At 37.7% G+C, this 17,390-nt stretch carries 13 protein-coding genes; 10 read left to right on the top strand and 3 right to left on the bottom strand.

The features are described from left to right. Positions 1 to 667 precede the first annotated feature (667 nt). The 10 genes from ABR397_RS12260 (at position 668) to ABR397_RS12215 (ending at position 13,495) form a co-directional block, all read left to right on the top strand. Entirely contained in the window at positions 668 to 970 is a 303-nt protein-coding gene (locus ABR397_RS12260; protein ID WP_350305987.1) for a Cro/Cl family transcriptional regulator, read from the top strand. 709 nt (positions 971 to 1,679) lie between these two features. After that, positions 1,680 to 2,780 carry an amidinotransferase gene (locus ABR397_RS12255; protein ID WP_350305986.1) on the top strand — a complete coding sequence of 367 codons (1,101 nt, stop codon included), beginning with the start codon at positions 1,680 to 1,682 and terminating at the stop codon, positions 2,778 to 2,780. Positions 2,781 to 2,790: 10 nt separating this feature from the next. Beyond that, positions 2,791 to 3,747, top strand: a complete 957-nt coding sequence (locus tag ABR397_RS12250; RefSeq protein WP_350305985.1) for a fatty acid desaturase family protein — start codon at positions 2,791 to 2,793, stop codon at positions 3,745 to 3,747. Between the two features lie 62 nt (positions 3,748 to 3,809). Then, a complete protein-coding gene (locus ABR397_RS12245; protein WP_350305984.1) occupies positions 3,810 to 4,676 on the top strand; it encodes a 2OG-Fe(II)-dependent halogenase WelO5 family protein in 867 nt (288 codons plus the stop codon). 332 nt (positions 4,677 to 5,008) lie between these two features. Then, the gene (locus tag ABR397_RS12240) at positions 5,009 to 5,890 is read left to right on the top strand and encodes a DMT family transporter (protein ID WP_350305983.1); all 882 of its coding nucleotides are present in this window, start codon (positions 5,009 to 5,011) and stop codon (positions 5,888 to 5,890) included. Positions 5,891 to 6,147: 257 nt separating this feature from the next. Then, positions 6,148 to 7,743 (top strand): serine hydrolase, encoded by a 1,596-nt coding sequence (locus ABR397_RS12235; RefSeq protein WP_350305982.1) that lies wholly within the window; start codon positions 6,148 to 6,150, stop codon positions 7,741 to 7,743. A gap of 128 nt (positions 7,744 to 7,871) precedes the next feature. Further along, positions 7,872 to 9,464 (top strand): serine hydrolase domain-containing protein, encoded by a 1,593-nt coding sequence (locus ABR397_RS12230; protein WP_350305981.1) that lies wholly within the window; start codon positions 7,872 to 7,874, stop codon positions 9,462 to 9,464. A gap of 125 nt (positions 9,465 to 9,589) precedes the next feature. Then, a complete protein-coding gene (locus ABR397_RS12225; protein ID WP_350306029.1) occupies positions 9,590 to 11,185 on the top strand; it encodes a serine hydrolase domain-containing protein in 1,596 nt (531 codons plus the stop codon). Between the two features lie 634 nt (positions 11,186 to 11,819). Beyond that, the gene (locus ABR397_RS12220; RefSeq protein WP_350305980.1) at positions 11,820 to 13,319 is read left to right on the top strand and encodes an anti-phage dCTP deaminase; all 1,500 of its coding nucleotides are present in this window, start codon (positions 11,820 to 11,822) and stop codon (positions 13,317 to 13,319) included. Next, complete coding sequence (locus tag ABR397_RS12215; protein ID WP_350305979.1) at positions 13,316 to 13,495, top strand: hypothetical protein; 180 nt, start codon at positions 13,316 to 13,318, stop codon at positions 13,493 to 13,495. The genes ABR397_RS12220 and ABR397_RS12215 overlap by 4 nt, the downstream gene beginning before the upstream one ends. 186 nt (positions 13,496 to 13,681) lie before the next feature. Here the strand turns inward: ABR397_RS12215 and uxuA are convergent, their stop codons facing one another. From uxuA to ABR397_RS12200, 3 genes are all read right to left on the bottom strand, one after another. Next, positions 13,682 to 14,869: a mannonate dehydratase gene (gene uxuA / locus ABR397_RS12210; RefSeq protein ID WP_350305978.1), complete on the bottom strand. Its 1,188-nt coding sequence runs from the start codon at positions 14,867 to 14,869 to the stop codon at positions 13,682 to 13,684. 88 nt (positions 14,870 to 14,957) lie between these two features. Then, a complete protein-coding gene (locus tag ABR397_RS12205; RefSeq protein WP_350305977.1) occupies positions 14,958 to 15,716 on the bottom strand; it encodes an FCD domain-containing protein in 759 nt (252 codons plus the stop codon). A 119-nt stretch (positions 15,717 to 15,835) separates the two neighbouring features. Then, entirely contained in the window at positions 15,836 to 16,816 is a 981-nt protein-coding gene (locus ABR397_RS12200) for a TRAP transporter substrate-binding protein (protein WP_350305976.1), read from the bottom strand. Between the last annotated feature and the right edge of the window lie 574 nt (positions 16,817 to 17,390).

Below are 17,390 nucleotides of genomic sequence, written 5' to 3'. Positions count from 1 at the left end.
ACAGATAATTGTATTTAATGAGAAAGTTAAAATAGATATAAATAACAAAATAATAATTAATAGGCTGCAATCAATTTAATAATATAACAATTGCATGATCTGTATTTTATCTTCTTGTTATAATCACAGAATGAGATGTGATATATAATATTGCCAATAAAACATCGTATGATTAATTGGTCGCTTGTAATTTCTATAAAATATAATACTGAATGTTATGAGCTATCTGTTGTTTTTTATATGAATTCCTGGATTTTACCTTTTATATATTAGAGGTAAATAGCCGTTTTATTTCTCATTATTATTGATATATTTCATTATGTTCAGTAGAAAAATTACTTAAATATTAAATTCATTTCATGGTGAAATATCTTTTTTATTTTTTCCTGGTAATAAAATATTGATTTTAAATAATTAAATTTATTTTTTTATTTTATTGACAATACATTAATGGCATCTATAGTTATATGTATTAGATAAAGCGTTAATATGGCATCAAAAATGCTGTTTATATTATCTAAATGCTGGATAAATTCCTGATGGGCACTTATTTTCTAGTGAAAATGGTCACAATCTTATGTTGCAAAAATGAATAGCTTATTATCTGTATTTTGGAGTGATATAAGTTATTTATCAATTAGTTACATTAAATTTCGGAGTTTATATCATGATTAAGAAAGATATTCTGTTACATGAAGAGCTGCTTGTAGATGATGAACTGAAAGTGGGTAAAGTAGAGAAAGTCTGGATTGATATTCTGTCACCCAGTTCAGTTATCGTTAGTCTGAATATTTTAGGTGTGGTTGAAGATTTCCATCTATTACTGGTGGATGGTGAAAAAGATAAAGAGAAGGTTGTGTTGCTCTATCTGTCTCTTTTACGTATTCTTCATGAAAAATTAGATGTAAAAGTAAAAATCGCAAAAAGTAAGCTGATGAAGCTGAAATATATAGTCGGTGTAGAGATTTAATAAGTATTTATTAAATCTCTGAATGAGTGCGTGGAATCACAGATTCTGTAGAATAATTTAATTTGGTTTGAAAGATATAATCAGATAGAGCTGGCTTTATTCAAATCATAAATATGTTTTCTACTAAATGCACTTAGTCAAAGGCAGAATGGTAATATTATTGTTCTGCCTTTTTCTATTGGAGTTTATCATTAGGGAATAAAACAACAATATCTCATAAATAAACCCTATTTTATTTACCCATGGTAATATTTTATAAGTAAATAATAATGGGGCAAGCAATAACATGTGCTCTATTTCACAGAGCTTAAATCTAATACCTTTACAAATTTAAATGTCTATATATTATTATTGACAGGTAAATTTATAGCATCATTTTCGGTTTTGCAAAGCACGATAGAATTATAATGTTTTCATCATAAATAATTACAGTGATTTAATATTTCATGATGAAAAAATAAAATTCTTAATTGTATATTGCCGTTTTTAATAAAAACATTATAATTTATTTTTGGGTTTATTAAGCCTGAAAAAATCATAGTCATTTAATTTTTCAGACTGTAGGGATGCGTAGAGCCGTCATATTAGTCATTACTTCATATTTAAACTGAATTCTTTCTGAGAAATCTATGTTGATGGCGATAGGGTCGTAATTAATACAGTTGTTACAGTTTTAAGGCGACATAGTATTAAAATATCAGGAGACGATATGCTTGATTCAAATTTAATAGATAGTGATAGTGAAATTTCTTCCCCAGTTAATTCTTTTAACGAATGGGATCCTCTTGAAGAGGTGATCGTCGGTGTTGTTGATGGCGCCAGATTCCCTTCCTGGCATATGTCTCTGGAGTCTGTATTACCAGAAAATCAAGTTGCTACTTTTCAACGGCATGCTGGCCGTTCATTTCCACAAGAGCAAATTGAAGCGGCTTCCAGGGAATTAGAAGAGTTTGTTCATATTCTTGAAAGCGAAGGGGTAACAGTACGTCGGCCAGAACCTCAGGATCAATCTCTGGTATTTGGTGCGCCTGGCTGGAGCAGCACAGGGCTATATTGTGCAATGCCCCGTGATGTGTTGTTAGTGATTGGTGATGATATTATTGAATGCCCGCTGGCGTGGCGCTCCCGCTATTTTGAAACGGCAGCATATAAGACTCTACTTAAAGAATATTTTAAACAGGGCGCGAAATGGAGCTCCGGGCCAAAGCCACAGTTGATCGATGAACAATATAATTTCGAATGGGATCAACCTAATGGCAAGGATCGTGTTCCTCTTGCGGTGACTGAGTTTGAACCTACATTTGATGCTGCGGATTTTATCCGGTGTGGGCGCGATATCATTGCGCAAAAAAGCCATGTCACGAATGAATTTGGTATTGAGTGGCTTCGTCGTCATTTAGGTGATGATTATCGTATTCATGTTTTTGAATTTAATGATGATAGCCCTATGCACATTGATGCCACATTTGTTCCTATGGCGCCAGGGAAACTATTAATTAACCCGAAAAAGGTGTTAAAAGTCCCTGAGCTGTTTAAAGGCTGGGATGTGCTGCATGCGCCTGAACCGATTATTCCTGACAACCATCCTCTGTATATGACCAGTAAATGGATCAATATGAATATTCTGATGTTGGATGAGAAGCGAGTGATTGTTGAAAAGCAGGATGAACCGATGATCGCGGCGATGAAACGTTGGGGCTTTACTCCAATTCCATGTAATTTCAGAAATTTTAACTCCTTCGGCGGTTCCTTCCATTGTGCAACAGTGGATGTAAGGCGGCGCGGAAGTTTACAGTCTTATCTTGACTAGGAGAGTAATTATGGCTATCTGGAAATATTCCGCTTGGGATGCAGTCATGTTTATATTAAGCATTTTGCATACGGTAGCCACGGTTACACTGGTCATGTATTGGGATCATTTCACTATTATGGGATGGTTGGTCAACATTGTGCTTCTTACATTGATGACAACTTACAACATAATAGTGATATCACATTTTTTCACCCATACTCCCTGGTTCGTTTCTCGTGTAATGAATATGTTTGTGTCGATACTGAATTCAATGAATATAGGGCAGTCTGTACAGTCTTATCACCTGTCCCATGTTCGTAATCACCACAAATATAATAACGATCGGGGAGTAAGTGAAAGCGGGCCTCTGGATACCTCTTCTACCTTTATAAATGGAAAAGAAATTGGGGAGCATACTACTCTTTGGAACTATTCTATCCTTGGCGCAGTATCTACCTTTTATAATAGTTTTGTTCGTATGTGCTGGTCTCTATTTATCTGGCACAAACCACTTAGTAAAGCTGATAATGGGTATGAAAAACTTCTTTCTAACGCCAGAACCAATAGAGTTAAAGAGTTATGGCAATTGAGGTTAGATAGATTGTTCCAGGCGGCGTGGATTATTATCTTATTCACTCTGTCTTGGAAATGGGCTTTATTTTGTTATTTACCTTCTCTCTATTTTGCCTTTGTTTTGGTTAATATTCAAAACTACTACGAACATTATGGTGCTCAGCCGGAGAACAGATTTGCAAACTCAGTGAGCTATTATGGGCGTATCTATAATTTATTCATGTTTAATGATGGCTATCATCAAGAGCATCATATCTCAGGCGGCACCCACTGGAAGCTGTTACCTAATTTACGCAGGAAATATTCAACCCAGCTTGCTGCGCAGAAGAGGATTATTAGTCCGGTACCTGCGATAGTAGGTTTTTTACATAGGCGTAGATCTCTGCTGCACAGATCTATAAAGCAAAAATAATCCCAGTTAATCACGACAGGTTTGATAGATAGCACGACGAATTTACTATTGGGGGGTCTGTTATGATGCAAGAAAGATCCGGTATTAGAGGAACAAAGCTGACAGAATCAGAATTTATTGTATACGAGACGTCGAACGATATATCAATGGATGCAGTTTCTAACCTTTTGGATGGCCACCTTGCGGCTTGTCGAATTCGTCATTTTCTTCCATCAGAACAGAGAAAGAAAATAGTTGAGAATTTTTGGCGTTCTCCAGATCGCATTCCCCGTTACGGCGAGGGTATTGATGGTGTTGAAGGGTATTTTATTGGGGCATCTCATATTGAAAAAGATACCCGTCAATATATAGAAGAAGCAGAAAATTTTCGTCCGGCAATTAATGAGATGTTTAAGGCTACAATCAATCCAATGGATCATTTCATTAAGCAAATAACTCATTTTAGTGGTAATAACTCACAGGTAATTCGTCCGGCTATGTATCATGGTGTTGCTGCGGGAAATGTAAAACTGGTGTACTGGAATAACTTTGGTGAATTCCTTTTATTACCTCATGATGATCTTGCACCGTTGAGTGATCCACGCCAGAGTGATTTTGAGATCACACAAATTAATTGTGTCATGGCGGTAAATTTTTACGCTGACATTCCCCAAAATGGGGGACAATTAAAAGTATGGAATATTCAGCCTGATGATCAATCACGTAGCGCCCTTGGTTTAACTCACAGCGGTTATCCATATCCATCTGAATTATTGGAAGATCATGCAAGTATGGTGATTAATATTGATGCAGGGGATTTGGTATTGCTGAATGGGAATTTAATCCATGCGGTACTGAATGGTAATGCTATCTTTTCACCGGAACGGCGTTTACTCGCGACCTGTTTTATGGGGTTACAGCAAAATGGTGATCTTATTTGGTGGACATAGGTGTGTTCATGACGTTAAAAATTTTTTACAGATATTTGACCATAGTGGAATATTCGTCTACATTTAGAAACGACTAATGTAAGTGTTAGAAGATGAAAACTATGCTATTACCCGCATGCACATTGATTTTACCTGCCAGGTTAATATTAGCCGAAGCATATGTGTGCATGCGTTTTGCTTTCATTTCTCCTCCTGCTTCTCCACCGCCTCCGTTATTATCCATAACTGTGTAATATGCCCGTCTTTGAGAGAGGGTTTACATTCAAGTGTTGCCAGATTTGGCTGGCAGCGTTGTTTTGAGTACGTTAAATGTAAAATAGGTGTAAATTCCTATGATTTCTAAAGCTCAATGGATCTCTTATAGCTCGACTTTGCTTTTTGTCTTATTGTGGAGTAGTGGTGCGATTTTTTCTCGATGGGGACTTGATCACAGTACCGCATTCGCCATTCTCACGATGCGTTTCGCTATTGCGCTTATTTTTTTGATATTTTTGGGATTATTATTCAGGCGTAATAGCCATTATCTGCCTGTACACGGCACACGCAAACAGATAGCCAGTACCGGTGTTTTATTAATTGGCGGCTATTCTATTTGTTATTTTTTTGCTTTGGATAACGGGATCACGCCTGGGGTTTTGGCGACAGTGATGGGAATTCAACCGATTATCACACTGCTGGTGATCGAACGCCGTTTTTCGGTTGTGCGTTTAGCGGGTTTATTATTAGCGTTATTGGGCTTGATATTGGTGGTGTATCAAAGCCTGGTGTTGTCCCAGTTTTCCTTTGCGGGTATTACTTTTGCTTTAGCTGCATTGGTCTGTATGAGTTCTGGCGCGATTTTACAGAAACGAATTCATCAAGCTCCTTCTGTGGTTTTACCTCTGCAATATAGTGTTAGCTTACTGCTTTGCTTGCTGTTTGTTCCTTTCCAGCCTTTTGAATTTCAATTGGTACCTGGTTTTATTATTTCATTATTATGGCTTGGGTTAGTTATTTCAGTTGTCGCTCAACTATTACTTTACCGGCTTATTCAGAGAGGTAATTTGGTGAATGTAACCAGTCTGTTTTATCTCGTTCCTGGTGTTACCGCCGTAATGGATTATTTATTTTTAGGAAATTCATTACCAGCGTTAAGTTTATTGGGTATGGTCGCTATCTTATCAGGACTTATATTGGTCTTTCGTACAAAGAAAATACCGCTTTCCACTGAATAAATCTGTGTTGCCGGGTGGTAATTAGCCCGGCAACAGCCATATTATTTATTTCATTATCAATTCTAAAATAATCCCCGCCATGAATTCATTGATCTGGATGAGCGTCCTCAGTCACTTTATATTGCTCCTTATATATTAAATGATGATCATTGTCGCTTGGATATTGCCTATTTCCGTCTTACAGTACTGACCGCATCCGTAATCTAACAGACTGCATATATATGCTCTGTTTTTATAAATTTAAGACAAGGGAATTAATGATGAAACCGGATATATCTACATATAATATTAAATTGTTTATCAATGAAATAAATAAATTAGTTGATATTGAAAATAAGAAAAATGGTGGAGCCCTCGCGGTTGCTGTCACCCACGAAAATGAAACAATTTATCAGCGCTATATTGGGCAAGCTAGCCTTGAACATGCAGTCGCTGCTCATTCCAGCACTAAGTTCTATTTGGCAAGTGCTTCAAAACAATTTACGGCTTTTTGCATTGTTTTGTTGGAAAAAGAGGGAAAGCTCTGCGTCAATGATAAGGTTAGACAATATTTGGATTATTTACCCACAGATTTCTCTGACATTACCATTGCACATCTTATCCACCATATCAGTGGATTACGGGATGAGCTTTTGCTTTATAATCTGGCGGGTAAAAATACAAACTTTGACCACCGGAATATTGATTTAGCGAGAAAGCTAATTCAACGGCAACAAGTGCTTAACTTTACTCCAGGGGAATACCATCTATATTGCAACACTGGCTATAATCTGCTGGGGGAAATAATCAAAGTGGTTTCAGGTAAATCACTGAGAGAATATGCTGAGGAAAATGTTTTTGCCCCATTAAAGATGAAAGATACCCGTATTTGTGATGATGCCTCCGAGATTATCGTTGATCGGGCGATGGGTTATGCCTATAAAGAGGAGTTGAACCAGTGGATAAGAGATGACCTCAACGACTCGGTGGCCGGTGCAGGAGCAGTTTATTCTACAGTGAATGATTTATGTCGCTGGATTAGAGCATTTTATTCGCCATCTATTGTTCAGGATCTACTGCCTCAATTATCCCGTACGCCACATTTAGCCAATGGCAATATTAGCAATTATGCTTACGGTCTTGTTATGGACCAACGTGAAGGACAAAAGATAATACAACATAGTGGTAACTACGTTGGTTTCAGAATTAATATTTACATGTTGCCTGATGTTAAATTTGGTGTTGCTATTACTACTGCAATGAGTATTGATGTTGTTAAACTGGTTGATCAATGTCTTGATGTATTGTTTAATCCTGGCGGTACTAAACCAGAAAAACAGCCTAGCCAGACCAGTAATGTCGATATTACCGGTATTTTTAGAGGGGTGAAACCCTATCCTTATATTATTACCAAAGAAGATTCATATTTATTGGATGATTTATTGAAAAAAAGTAACCCGATTACCTTTAACCATGATGGTACATTCCAAGAGGAGGATGGAAAAGACCGATTCCGACCTATCATTAAAAATGATCGTGTGATAGCACTGGAACAGACTGATGAAGATAGAAATACTTTTTATTTAGATAAGAAGATTGATGAAGGTGGTATCGATATTCATCGGTTACTAGGGAGCTATTATAGCCACGAAACAGAGGCGACTCTTACTATCATAGCTTCTGGCGATGAAATTTATATTGATGGAATTATCCATCCTGGGGAAAAAGAAATCTTAAGGCGGGTTTACGGGAACAGTTATTTTTCTCCCCGCACTGAATTCATTATTGATTTTGAATTAAACTCTAATACAAATAAACCTCACCTTTTTATCAGTAATTCACGTTGCTGGAAGATAGAGTTTGTCCCGGTTTAATTAGTATTGTGACAAATGAAGTAGGAAATGAGAATAGTATTTTTATGGCAGGATAGTGTCGATATATTATCTACCAAACTGCATCTATATACCTTGATTTGTATAACCTTAAAATAAGGAAATTAATAATGGAATCGAATATATCTACAAATAATATTAAATTTCTTATCAAGAAAATAAACGAACTAGTTGATATTGAAAATAAGAAAAAGGGTGGGGCCCTTGCTGTTGCTGTTACCCATGGAAATAAAACCATTTATGAACGCTATATTGGGAAAGCCAGCATTGAATATTCGGTTGCTGTACATCCCAGAACTAAATTCTATTTGGCAAGTACTTCAAAACAATTCACGGCTTTTTGTATTGCCTTGTTGGAAAAGGAAGGAAAGCTCTGTGTCAATGATAAAGTAGGACAATATTTAGATTATTTCCCTGCTGGTTTCTCTGATATTACCATCGCGCATCTTATTCATCATACCAGCGGGTTACGGGATGAGTTTTTGCTTTATAGTTTGGCGGGTAAAAACACAGATTTTGATCACCGCTGTATTGAGTTAGTGAGGAAACTAGCTCAACGGCAACAAACGCTTAATTTTACTCCTGGGGAATATTTTCTGTATAGTAACACTGGCTATAATTTGCTGGCGGAAATAGTCCGAGTGGTTTCAGGTAAATCGCTGAGAGAATATGCCGAAGAAAATATTTTCATCCCATTAAAGATGAAAGATACCTTTTTCTATGATGATATTACCGGGATTATCGTTGATCGGGCAATGGGCTACACTTATGACGAGAATTTGAATCAGTGGAAAAGAGATGATCTTAATGATGCAGTGGTAGGGGGTTCAGGACTTCATTCTACGGTGAATGATTTATGTCATTGGATGAGAGCGTTTTATTCTCCATCCATTGTTCAAGATCTATTACCTCGGTTATCCCGTATGCCAGATTTAACCAATGGTAACGGTAATAATTATGCTTACGGTTTTATTATTGATCAACGTGAAGGGCAAAAGATAATACGACACGGTGGTAGTTATAGTGGTTTCAAATCAGAAGTTGGTATTTTGCTTGAAGCTAAATTAGGCATTGTTGTGACCTCTGCAACGAATACTAATACCTTTCAATTTATGCAACAGTGTATTGATATATTGTTTAATTCTGACGATACTAAATCAGAAGAACAGCCTTGCCAGATCAATAATATTGATATTACTGGTATATTCAGAGGAATAGAACCTTACCCTTATATTATTACCAAAGAAGATTGCTATTTATTAGGTAATTTATTTGAAAAAGGCAATCCGATTATCTTTAACGCTGATGGTACATTCCAAAAGGAAGGCGGGAAAATCCGATTTAGGCCTATTATTGAAAATGACAGAGTTACTGCGCTGGAACAGATTCATGAAAATGGCAATGTTTTTTATTTAGATAAGATGATTGATGATGGTGGTGTCGATGTTCAGCTACTGTTAGGTCGTTATTATAACCACGAAACAGAAGCGATTCTTACTGTCATGGCTTCTGGTAATGAACTTTATATTGATGCGATCATTTCTCCTGAAAGTAAAGAGGTCTTACGTCGGGTTTACGGCAATAGTTATTTTTCTCCTAGCACCGGGCTTATTATTGATTTTGAATTGGATCCTGATACGAATAAACCTCGCCTTTTTTTCAACGATAGTCGTTGCTGGAAGATAGAATTCGTTGCAGTTTAATTGATATGGCTGAAAATAGCGTTTATCTGGCAGCATGGTGTGGATTCTATTGTGATTATAAAGATATTGTCTACCAAAATGCCTGTATGTACCTATTTGTACAACCTGAAATAAGGGAATTAATAATGGAATTGGATATATCTGAAAGTAATATTAAGTTGCTTATCAGGAAAATAAACAATTTAATTGACATTGAAAATAAAAAGAATGGTGGTGCCCTCTCTGTTGCTGTCACTCACGGTAATAAAACCATTTATGAACGTTATATTGGGAAAGCCAGTATTGAGCACGCGGTCGCGGTACATCCCAGAACTAAATTCTATTTGGCTAGTGTTTCAAAACAATTCACCGCTTTTTGTATTGCTTTGCTGGAGAAAGAAGGAAAGCTTTCTGTCAATGATAAGGTTGGGAAATATGTGGATTATTTCCCCGCCGATTTCTCTGATATTACTATTGCACATCTTATTCATCATACCAGTGGATTACGGGATAAATATGCCCCTTATGCCTTGGCAGGTAAAAACGCAGACTTCGATCATCGCAGTTTTGATTTATTGAGAAAATTGATTCGACGTCAACGAGTGCTTAACTTTACTCCGGGGGAATACCATCTGTATAGCAACACGGGCTATAATTTTCTGGCAGAGATAATTAAAGTGGTTTCAGGTAAGTCATTGAGGGAATATGCGAAAGATAATATTTTTATTCCATTAAAGATGAATAATACTTCTTTCTATGATGATGTTACCGAGATTATCACTGACCGGGCAATAGGCTATTCTTATAACGAGGGTACGAATTGCTGGAAAAGAGATGACCATAACGATTCAACGGTAGGTAGTGCTGGCCTGCGTTCTACGGTAAATGATTTGTGTCGTTGGATAAAAGCATTTTATTCGCCATCTATTGTACAGGATTTGTTGCCTTATTTATCCCGCACGCCAGATTTAACCAATGGTAATCGTAATAATTATGCTTACGGTTTTTTTATCGGCCAACGTGAAGGGCAAAAGATAATACGACATGGCGGCTCTTATGGTGGCTTTAAATCCTATCTTTGCATCTTTCCTGATATCAAATTAGGTATCGTCATTACCGCTGCGACAAATATTGATGTTACTCAATTGATTGAGCAGGGTCTTGATGTATTGTTCAACTCTAATATGACGGAACCAGAAAAACAGCCTTGTTATACAGGTGATATTGATATCACGGGTATGTTTAAAGGGGTAGATCCCTATCCCTATATTATTACCAAGGAAGATTGCTATTTATTAGGTAATTTATTCGAAAAGGGTAATCCGATTATCTTCAACTCTGATGGCACATTCCAAGAGAAGAGGGGAGAATTTCGGTTCAGACCCATCATTGAAAATAATGATGTTATCGCATTGGAACAGATTGATGAAAATGGCAATATTTTTTATTTGAAAAAGATGATGGATAAAGGTGATATTGATATTCAGCAATTGTCAGGCCGCTATTATAGTCAAGAAACAGAAGCTATGCTCACTATTGAAGCCTCTGGTGATAAGCTCTATATTGACGCGGTTGTTTTGCCGGGAAAAAAAGAAGTCTTACGATGGGTTTATGGGAATAGTTATTTTTCTCAGGCTACAGAGCTGATTATTGATTTTGAATTGGACTCTGATACGGATGAACCTCATCTTTATGTCAATAATTCACGTTGTTGGAAAATAGAATTTATCCGAGTTAAGTAAAGCGTTTCTCTGGCAGAACTATAATATTTATGTTCTGCCTTTTTTACATGGCTACGATATTTTTGATTGGATAGAAGATATATTTTTGGCAGATGAACGATAGCGATAATTACAATAATTGGGGTATGAAGCACCATTAACGGCAACGGATGTCGCTGAATTAACGTTATTTATCTGGCGTGAAATTTATGAAAATTCGCAGCCTCCGGTTGTACAGGGAATATCTGTCAGTGAGGTGGTAGATGTATTTAGAAATAGATTTAGTAATGTGGTGCTGTAATTGAATGATTGAAAACACACTTTTGTGAATTGTACTCAGAAAACCGACTTATTAACACGGAAGGAGTGATGTATGAGCAAGTGAGGAACAGAGTTTAATCTTGATCACAATAAAATGAATGTAAATTTATTATGGAAAATGAGTTATGTGATGTTGATTCCTATTTATCCAACCTGATATTGAAAAAATATCTTAATCTGGGATATATAAGATATAGTGAGAATAGATTTTCATTCAGTCACGAAATTATATTTATTCTAATGTAATCATCCATTTTTTATAGATATAGTTACTTGTAATTAATCATTATTATTAATTAATAAAGTAAAGAAATAATAGGTAGAAATATTTTACATGATTAATATAAATAAAATATATCCATCGGATAATAATGAATCGCCTTATGACTTTGATTCTGAGGTTGTTATTGGGCTTGTTGGTGCTGTAGGTACGGATTTAGAGATAATTAAAAATTCGATAACACAGAAGCTTAATGCGTTCAGATATGAGACACAGGAAGTAAGAATATCCTCTGAGATAATTTCAGTATTAAGAGATATTCCATTAACAATGGATAATTATGAAAAAATAAGTTGTTTGATGTCAGAGGGAAATTATTTAAGAGAAGCTAGTCAAGATAACTCTATATTGGCATTAGCTGCGGTGGCAGAAATAAATAAAAGAAGAGAAAAGACTTATTCTTTACCAATACCGTCTCATAGGAAAGCATATATTATAAATTCTCTCAAACACCCGGATGAAGTAAATGCATTAAGGGATATTTATGCAAATGGATTTTTCTTGATAGGTGTATATACGAGTGAATCCCAAAGATTAAGAAACCTTACTGTTGACAAATATATTGATGAGGTAAAAGCCAGAGAGTTAATTAATCGTGATTCTAATGAGGGGAATAAGTGGGGGCAGAAGACCAGAGATACTTATGAGCTATCTGACTTCTTCATAAGTTATGATGGAAATAAAAATAAGACTGATAATAATATATGGAGAATATTAGATCTTATTTTTGGTAATCCATATGTTACACCAACTTTTGATGAATACGCTATGTTCATGGCTTTTTCTGCTTCGCTACGATCAGGAGATCTTTCCCGTCAGGTTGGTGCTGTATTAACAAAAGATAAAAATATCATATCAACTGGGGCTAATGATGTACCACAATTTGGCGGAGGATTATATTGGCCTGATTATATAGGAGATATAATTGAAGACACTGAAAATAGTAGAGATTATAAAATAGGTGAAGATTCAAACGCTAAGGAGAAAAGATTAATTATTGAAGATATACTTAAAGATGTCGGAGATGAACAAAAAGAGGAATTCAAAAAACATCTTCTAAAAAGCAAGATAAAGGATATTACCGAATATGGAAGGGTTGTACATGCTGAAATGGAAGCAATTTTGACATGTGCAAGAAGTAATACTAACACTCATAATGGGATATTATATTGTACTACATTTCCTTGTCATAACTGCGCAAAACATATCGTTGCCTGTGGCATAAAACGTGTTGTATATATTGAGCCTTATCCTAAAAGTAAAGCTTTTGATTTTCATCCTGATTCTATTGCGACTTCTGAAGAAGAGGTTTCTGATAATAAAGTGATTTTTGAGCCATTCGTAGGAGTTGGGCCTCGTTGTTTCTTTAATTTATTCTCTACAAACCTAGGGATAGGCTATAAGATCAAGAGGAAAGATAAAGAAGGTCAGACTATTAAATGGCATAGAAGAGATGGAAAACTCAGAATGCAGATGTTACCATTATCTTATATAGAAAGAGAGGCGCAATCAGTAATTAACGTGGATAACTTAATCGAGGAATTAGGAAAATGACCGAGAGAGAAGAGTTTCTAGCTTATTTAGCCGAAATGAGAAAAACAGTTGAACAATGGCCAGATTGGAAAAAAGTTGGCTTGAGAACACCCCGCAATCCTCATATACCTCGTAAAGATAAAATTACTCCAAAAACTAGAGGCTATGCGATTTTTGCTAAAAATAAATTGGGATAACTTATCCTTACTTATTGAAAAACAGAGAATTTGCCGAGAGTTTTTTATTTTCCGCCGTTAGTAAATTAATTAAAACAATAAGGTAAAGTCTTATTCCAATAACCTGATAATAACTTCGATGTCAATAAATATAAAAAGTAACCCTTTTTAGGGTTACTAATAAATATAGTTAATTACTCAAGCTTATTATTTTCCCTCAAAAAACGCCCGTTTTAAACCTAATTCCAGCCCACGAAATTCTGCCAGACCTTTTAATCGGCCAATACAGGAATAACCGGGATTCGTCTGTTTTTTCAGGTCATCAATCATTTGGTGGCCGTGATCAGGACGCATTGGGATTGAACGGTTATCGCCGGCTGCTTTGCGGCGATATTCTTCACGCAGGATTTCCATAACCACACTATACATATCTACATCACCTGCCAGATGAGCGGCTTCATGAAAGGTTTTACTGTTTTCTTCCCGTTGGGTGGAACGCAGGTGAGTAAAATAGATTCGATTGCCGTAGCGCTGAATCATCTCAACCAGATCATTATCACCACGAACACCGTAGGAGCCGGTGCACATCGTGATGCCATTAGCTGAGCTTGGTTCGATGGTTGTCAGCCATTCAATATCTTCAATGGTGGAAATGATACGTGGTAAGCCCAAAATAGGGCGAGGTGGGTCATCCGGGTGAATTGCCAGACGTAAACCCTGTTCTTCGCACACAGGCACAATCTGGTTCAGGAAATACGCCAGATGCTCACGCAGTTTATCGCGGCTAATATCTTTGTAGCGATCCAATTGCGCCTGAAACTCTTCTAGTGTGTAGCCCTCTTCGGCGCCTGGCAGGCCGGCAATGATATTAGCAGTGAGTTTATCAATATCAGCACCAGACATATTGTCGTAATAAATTTTTGCCTGCGCTTGTTCTTCAACAGTGTAATCGGCTTTTGCGCCAGGGCGTTTGAGGATATGGATCTCAAATGCGGCAAAGGCAATTTGATCAAAACGCAGGGCTTTAGAGCCATTAGGGAGTAGATACTCAAGATCAGTACGTGTCCAGTCCAGCACCGGCATAAAGTTATAACAGATGGTGTCTATGCCGCATTCAGCCAGATTTTTCAGTGAAATTTTGTAGTTATCAATCCATTGCTGATAGTGGCCTGTCTGAGTTTTAATTTCTTCATGAACAGGCACACTTTCAACAACTGACCAGATAAGCCCTTTATTTTCGATTAGGGCTTTATGGGTCAAGATTTCATCTTTGTGCCAAACTTGTCCGTTAGGAATATGGTGTAATGCGGTGACGATACCCGTTGCACCAGCCTGACAAATATCATCTAAGGAAACAGGATCATTTGGGCCGAACCAACGCCAGGTTTGTTCCATTATTATTTACCTTTGCACAAATTCAGAATGAAAAATAGCCACCAGAATAACTGGATATAAAAACTTATTTGTAAATTATCTTGCTGAATTAATTACGCTTCTTTGCTATTTCAAAGGGATATGAATTAAACAGATAACCATCGAAATAGGGATCATCGATATCAGACAATTCCAGCAAACGTAATTTCACATTCTCCAGGTGTTGCCACATTGCCTGTTTGGCTGCCGCCGGATCTTTCTTGATCATCGCGGCAAAAATGATCTGATGATCATGCAGCCATTCTTTACGGTAATCTTTGTCGGTGATTCGGCTATGGAGTTTCAGCCACATGGGATTATTTTCCCGCCATGCCCAGGATTGTTTAAGCAGTTCAACTAACATGCTGTTATGTGTCGCTTCCGCAATTGCCAGATGAAATTCTCTGTCACCGGATTCATCTTCACCGGCAGCCAAATCTGCCGACTCTCTTTTCAGTGCCTGGCGCATATTCGCAATGTCGTTGGGTGTGACTTGCATTGCGGCGAATTCAGCAATATTACTTTCCAGCAATTGGCGAGCCTGTAACAGTTCAAAAGGCCCTGCCGCGTTGACTGAGCATGAAGACGACGACAAGTGAGGGAGGTTGATAATATAAACCCCGGAACCTTTGCGAACTTCAATCAGGTTTTCCAGTTCGAGCATGATTAAGGCTTCACGTACAACGGTTCTGGAAACCCCTAATAAATCAGCAAGCTCTCGTTCTGGTGGTAAACGATCCCCGATACGATATTGCTGGTTGGCAATCATCTGCCTTAATGAAACGCCGACTTCTTGGTAAGGGCGTTTTGGCTCAAGTAAATGTTTCATTACATCACTACCATTGCGATAATTATTATTGTATTGCATAGATCATAGTCAAAAACAGGAATTGGTCAACCAAAAACGCCGCTTAAGGGTGAAGGCCATTTGACCTTCACTGAGGATGATTATTTTACTGCGCGAATGCGTTCTACCATGCGGTAAAGCATCGGATCAGTTTTCTTGATATCGTCGTACATAGGTTTGACCGCTTCTTCAAACGATTTTTTATCAACATCAACAAACTTGACCCCAATTTTTTCTGCGTTCTGGCGCTCCTTCTCTTCTGATTTTTCCCATAATTTCGTCATATATTCGGAAGAGTTAGCTGCCGCATCCATGAGGATTTTTTGTTGTGCTGATGACAGTTTATTTAGCGATTTATTCGAAATCACCAAGACATCCGGCACCATAGTGTGCTTATCCAGTGAAAAATACCTTGCAACTTCACTGTGACGGCTCAGGTTGAAAGAGGGAATATTGTTCTCCGCGGCATCCACGACGCCCTGTTGCAGGGCGGTATACAGTTCGCCGTAAGCCAGCGGGGTTGGGTTGCCTCCCAGGTTTTTCACCATTGAAATGGCGGTCGGGCTAGGTTGTACACGGATTTTCATGCCTTTTAAATCCGCAGGAGTGCGAATCGGTTTTTTGGCGTAAAAGCTGCGTGCACCGGCTTCATAATAGGTTACACCGACAAACCCGCTGTTTTTGCTGGAAGCGAGGATCTCTTTACCTATCTCTCCGTTTTTGATTTTTTCGTAGTGCGCTTTATCACGGAACAGATAAGGTAAATTAAAAGCGGAATAGGCAGGCGTAAATGCTTCCAGTTCCGCAGCGTTAGATTTGACTAAATCCAGCGCGCCATTTTGCATCAGCTCCATCGATTCCCGCTGGTTGCCCAATTGTGCATCTGGATAAATCCGGATACGAACATCACCATTCGTTTTTTGGCGAACTTCATCAGCAAACTGCGTCATTGCCTTGTGTACTGCGTGATCGCGGTTATGGTTATGACTGAGTTTTAATGTTGTCGCTGCCATGACTTGTGACGCTCCCAAGGCGAACATCGCGCCGATGACAGTACATAAAACAGGCTTAGAATGGTTCATTGTTCGTTCTCCAATTACTGTAAATAGGTTACGGGCACAACTGAACTGACGGTCAAACCATAAGCACCACTTTGGCTTTCGTCAAAAAGTAAAAATCATTTGGTTGACCAAGATCCCAAAATAATCCGGTTTTTTGGTCAACCAATCAGTTTGTGATCCCGCTCACTGGATGTTTTTTTGACCTGGATCTTATAATCCGGGTGACGTAAGGTTCCCTTACTTATTTGATCAGGCAGTTTTCCCCTATCTGGTCAACCAAACATGGCATCCGTAAAGGCCAATAAGGATAAAGCCCCATGAAAAATCTATGGTCGCCCTCGTTTTTGCAACACTCATTTTGATGAATTTTGGGCTTGCTTAAATCTATCCGGCGTCACTATAGGCAAGGAACCTGCGCCTCGATGAGTTCCGCGCCTGATGAACCTTAAAAGTGTGTCGACTTCAATGAGCCAATTTTTATGCCAGGTTTCTCATCAGGCCGGTAGGCCGTTCATGTCATCAATTATCAGTCTTCGCAAAACCTGTGGGGTCTCGTTTCAAATTTGTTCACAATAGGCTTGATTTAAGCTTCAAA

Origin of the sequence: Photorhabdus viridis (genome assembly GCF_040256935.1) — a bacterium.
GTDB lineage: Bacteria > Pseudomonadota > Gammaproteobacteria > Enterobacterales > Enterobacteriaceae > Photorhabdus > Photorhabdus viridis.
The sequence above is the reverse complement of the archived record's forward strand: the minus strand, read 5'-3'. Positions and strand labels throughout refer to the sequence as shown.

Bases quoted from the DNA above. Each gene is read 5' to 3' on its own strand.
- ABR397_RS12260 (WP_350305987.1), top strand. From the start codon at position 668: ATGATTAAGAAAGATATTCTGTTACATGAAGAGCTGCTTGTAGATGAT.
- ABR397_RS12255 (WP_350305986.1), top strand. From the start codon at position 1,680: ATGCTTGATTCAAATTTAATAGATAGTGATAGTGAAATTTCTTCCCCA.
- ABR397_RS12250 (WP_350305985.1), top strand. From the start codon at position 2,791: ATGGCTATCTGGAAATATTCCGCTTGGGATGCAGTCATGTTTATATTA.
- ABR397_RS12245 (WP_350305984.1), top strand. From the start codon at position 3,810: ATGATGCAAGAAAGATCCGGTATTAGAGGAACAAAGCTGACAGAATCA.
- ABR397_RS12240 (WP_350305983.1), top strand. From the start codon at position 5,009: ATGATTTCTAAAGCTCAATGGATCTCTTATAGCTCGACTTTGCTTTTT.
- ABR397_RS12235 (WP_350305982.1), top strand. From the start codon at position 6,148: ATGATGAAACCGGATATATCTACATATAATATTAAATTGTTTATCAAT.
- ABR397_RS12230 (WP_350305981.1), top strand. From the start codon at position 7,872: ATGGAATCGAATATATCTACAAATAATATTAAATTTCTTATCAAGAAA.
- ABR397_RS12225 (WP_350306029.1), top strand. From the start codon at position 9,590: ATGGAATTGGATATATCTGAAAGTAATATTAAGTTGCTTATCAGGAAA.
- ABR397_RS12220 (WP_350305980.1), top strand. From the start codon at position 11,820: ATGATTAATATAAATAAAATATATCCATCGGATAATAATGAATCGCCT.
- ABR397_RS12215 (WP_350305979.1), top strand. From the start codon at position 13,316: ATGACCGAGAGAGAAGAGTTTCTAGCTTATTTAGCCGAAATGAGAAAA.
- uxuA (WP_350305978.1), bottom strand. From the start codon at position 14,869: ATGGAACAAACCTGGCGTTGGTTCGGCCCAAATGATCCTGTTTCCTTA.
- ABR397_RS12205 (WP_350305977.1), bottom strand. From the start codon at position 15,716: ATGAAACATTTACTTGAGCCAAAACGCCCTTACCAAGAAGTCGGCGTT.
- ABR397_RS12200 (WP_350305976.1), bottom strand. From the start codon at position 16,816: ATGAACCATTCTAAGCCTGTTTTATGTACTGTCATCGGCGCGATGTTC.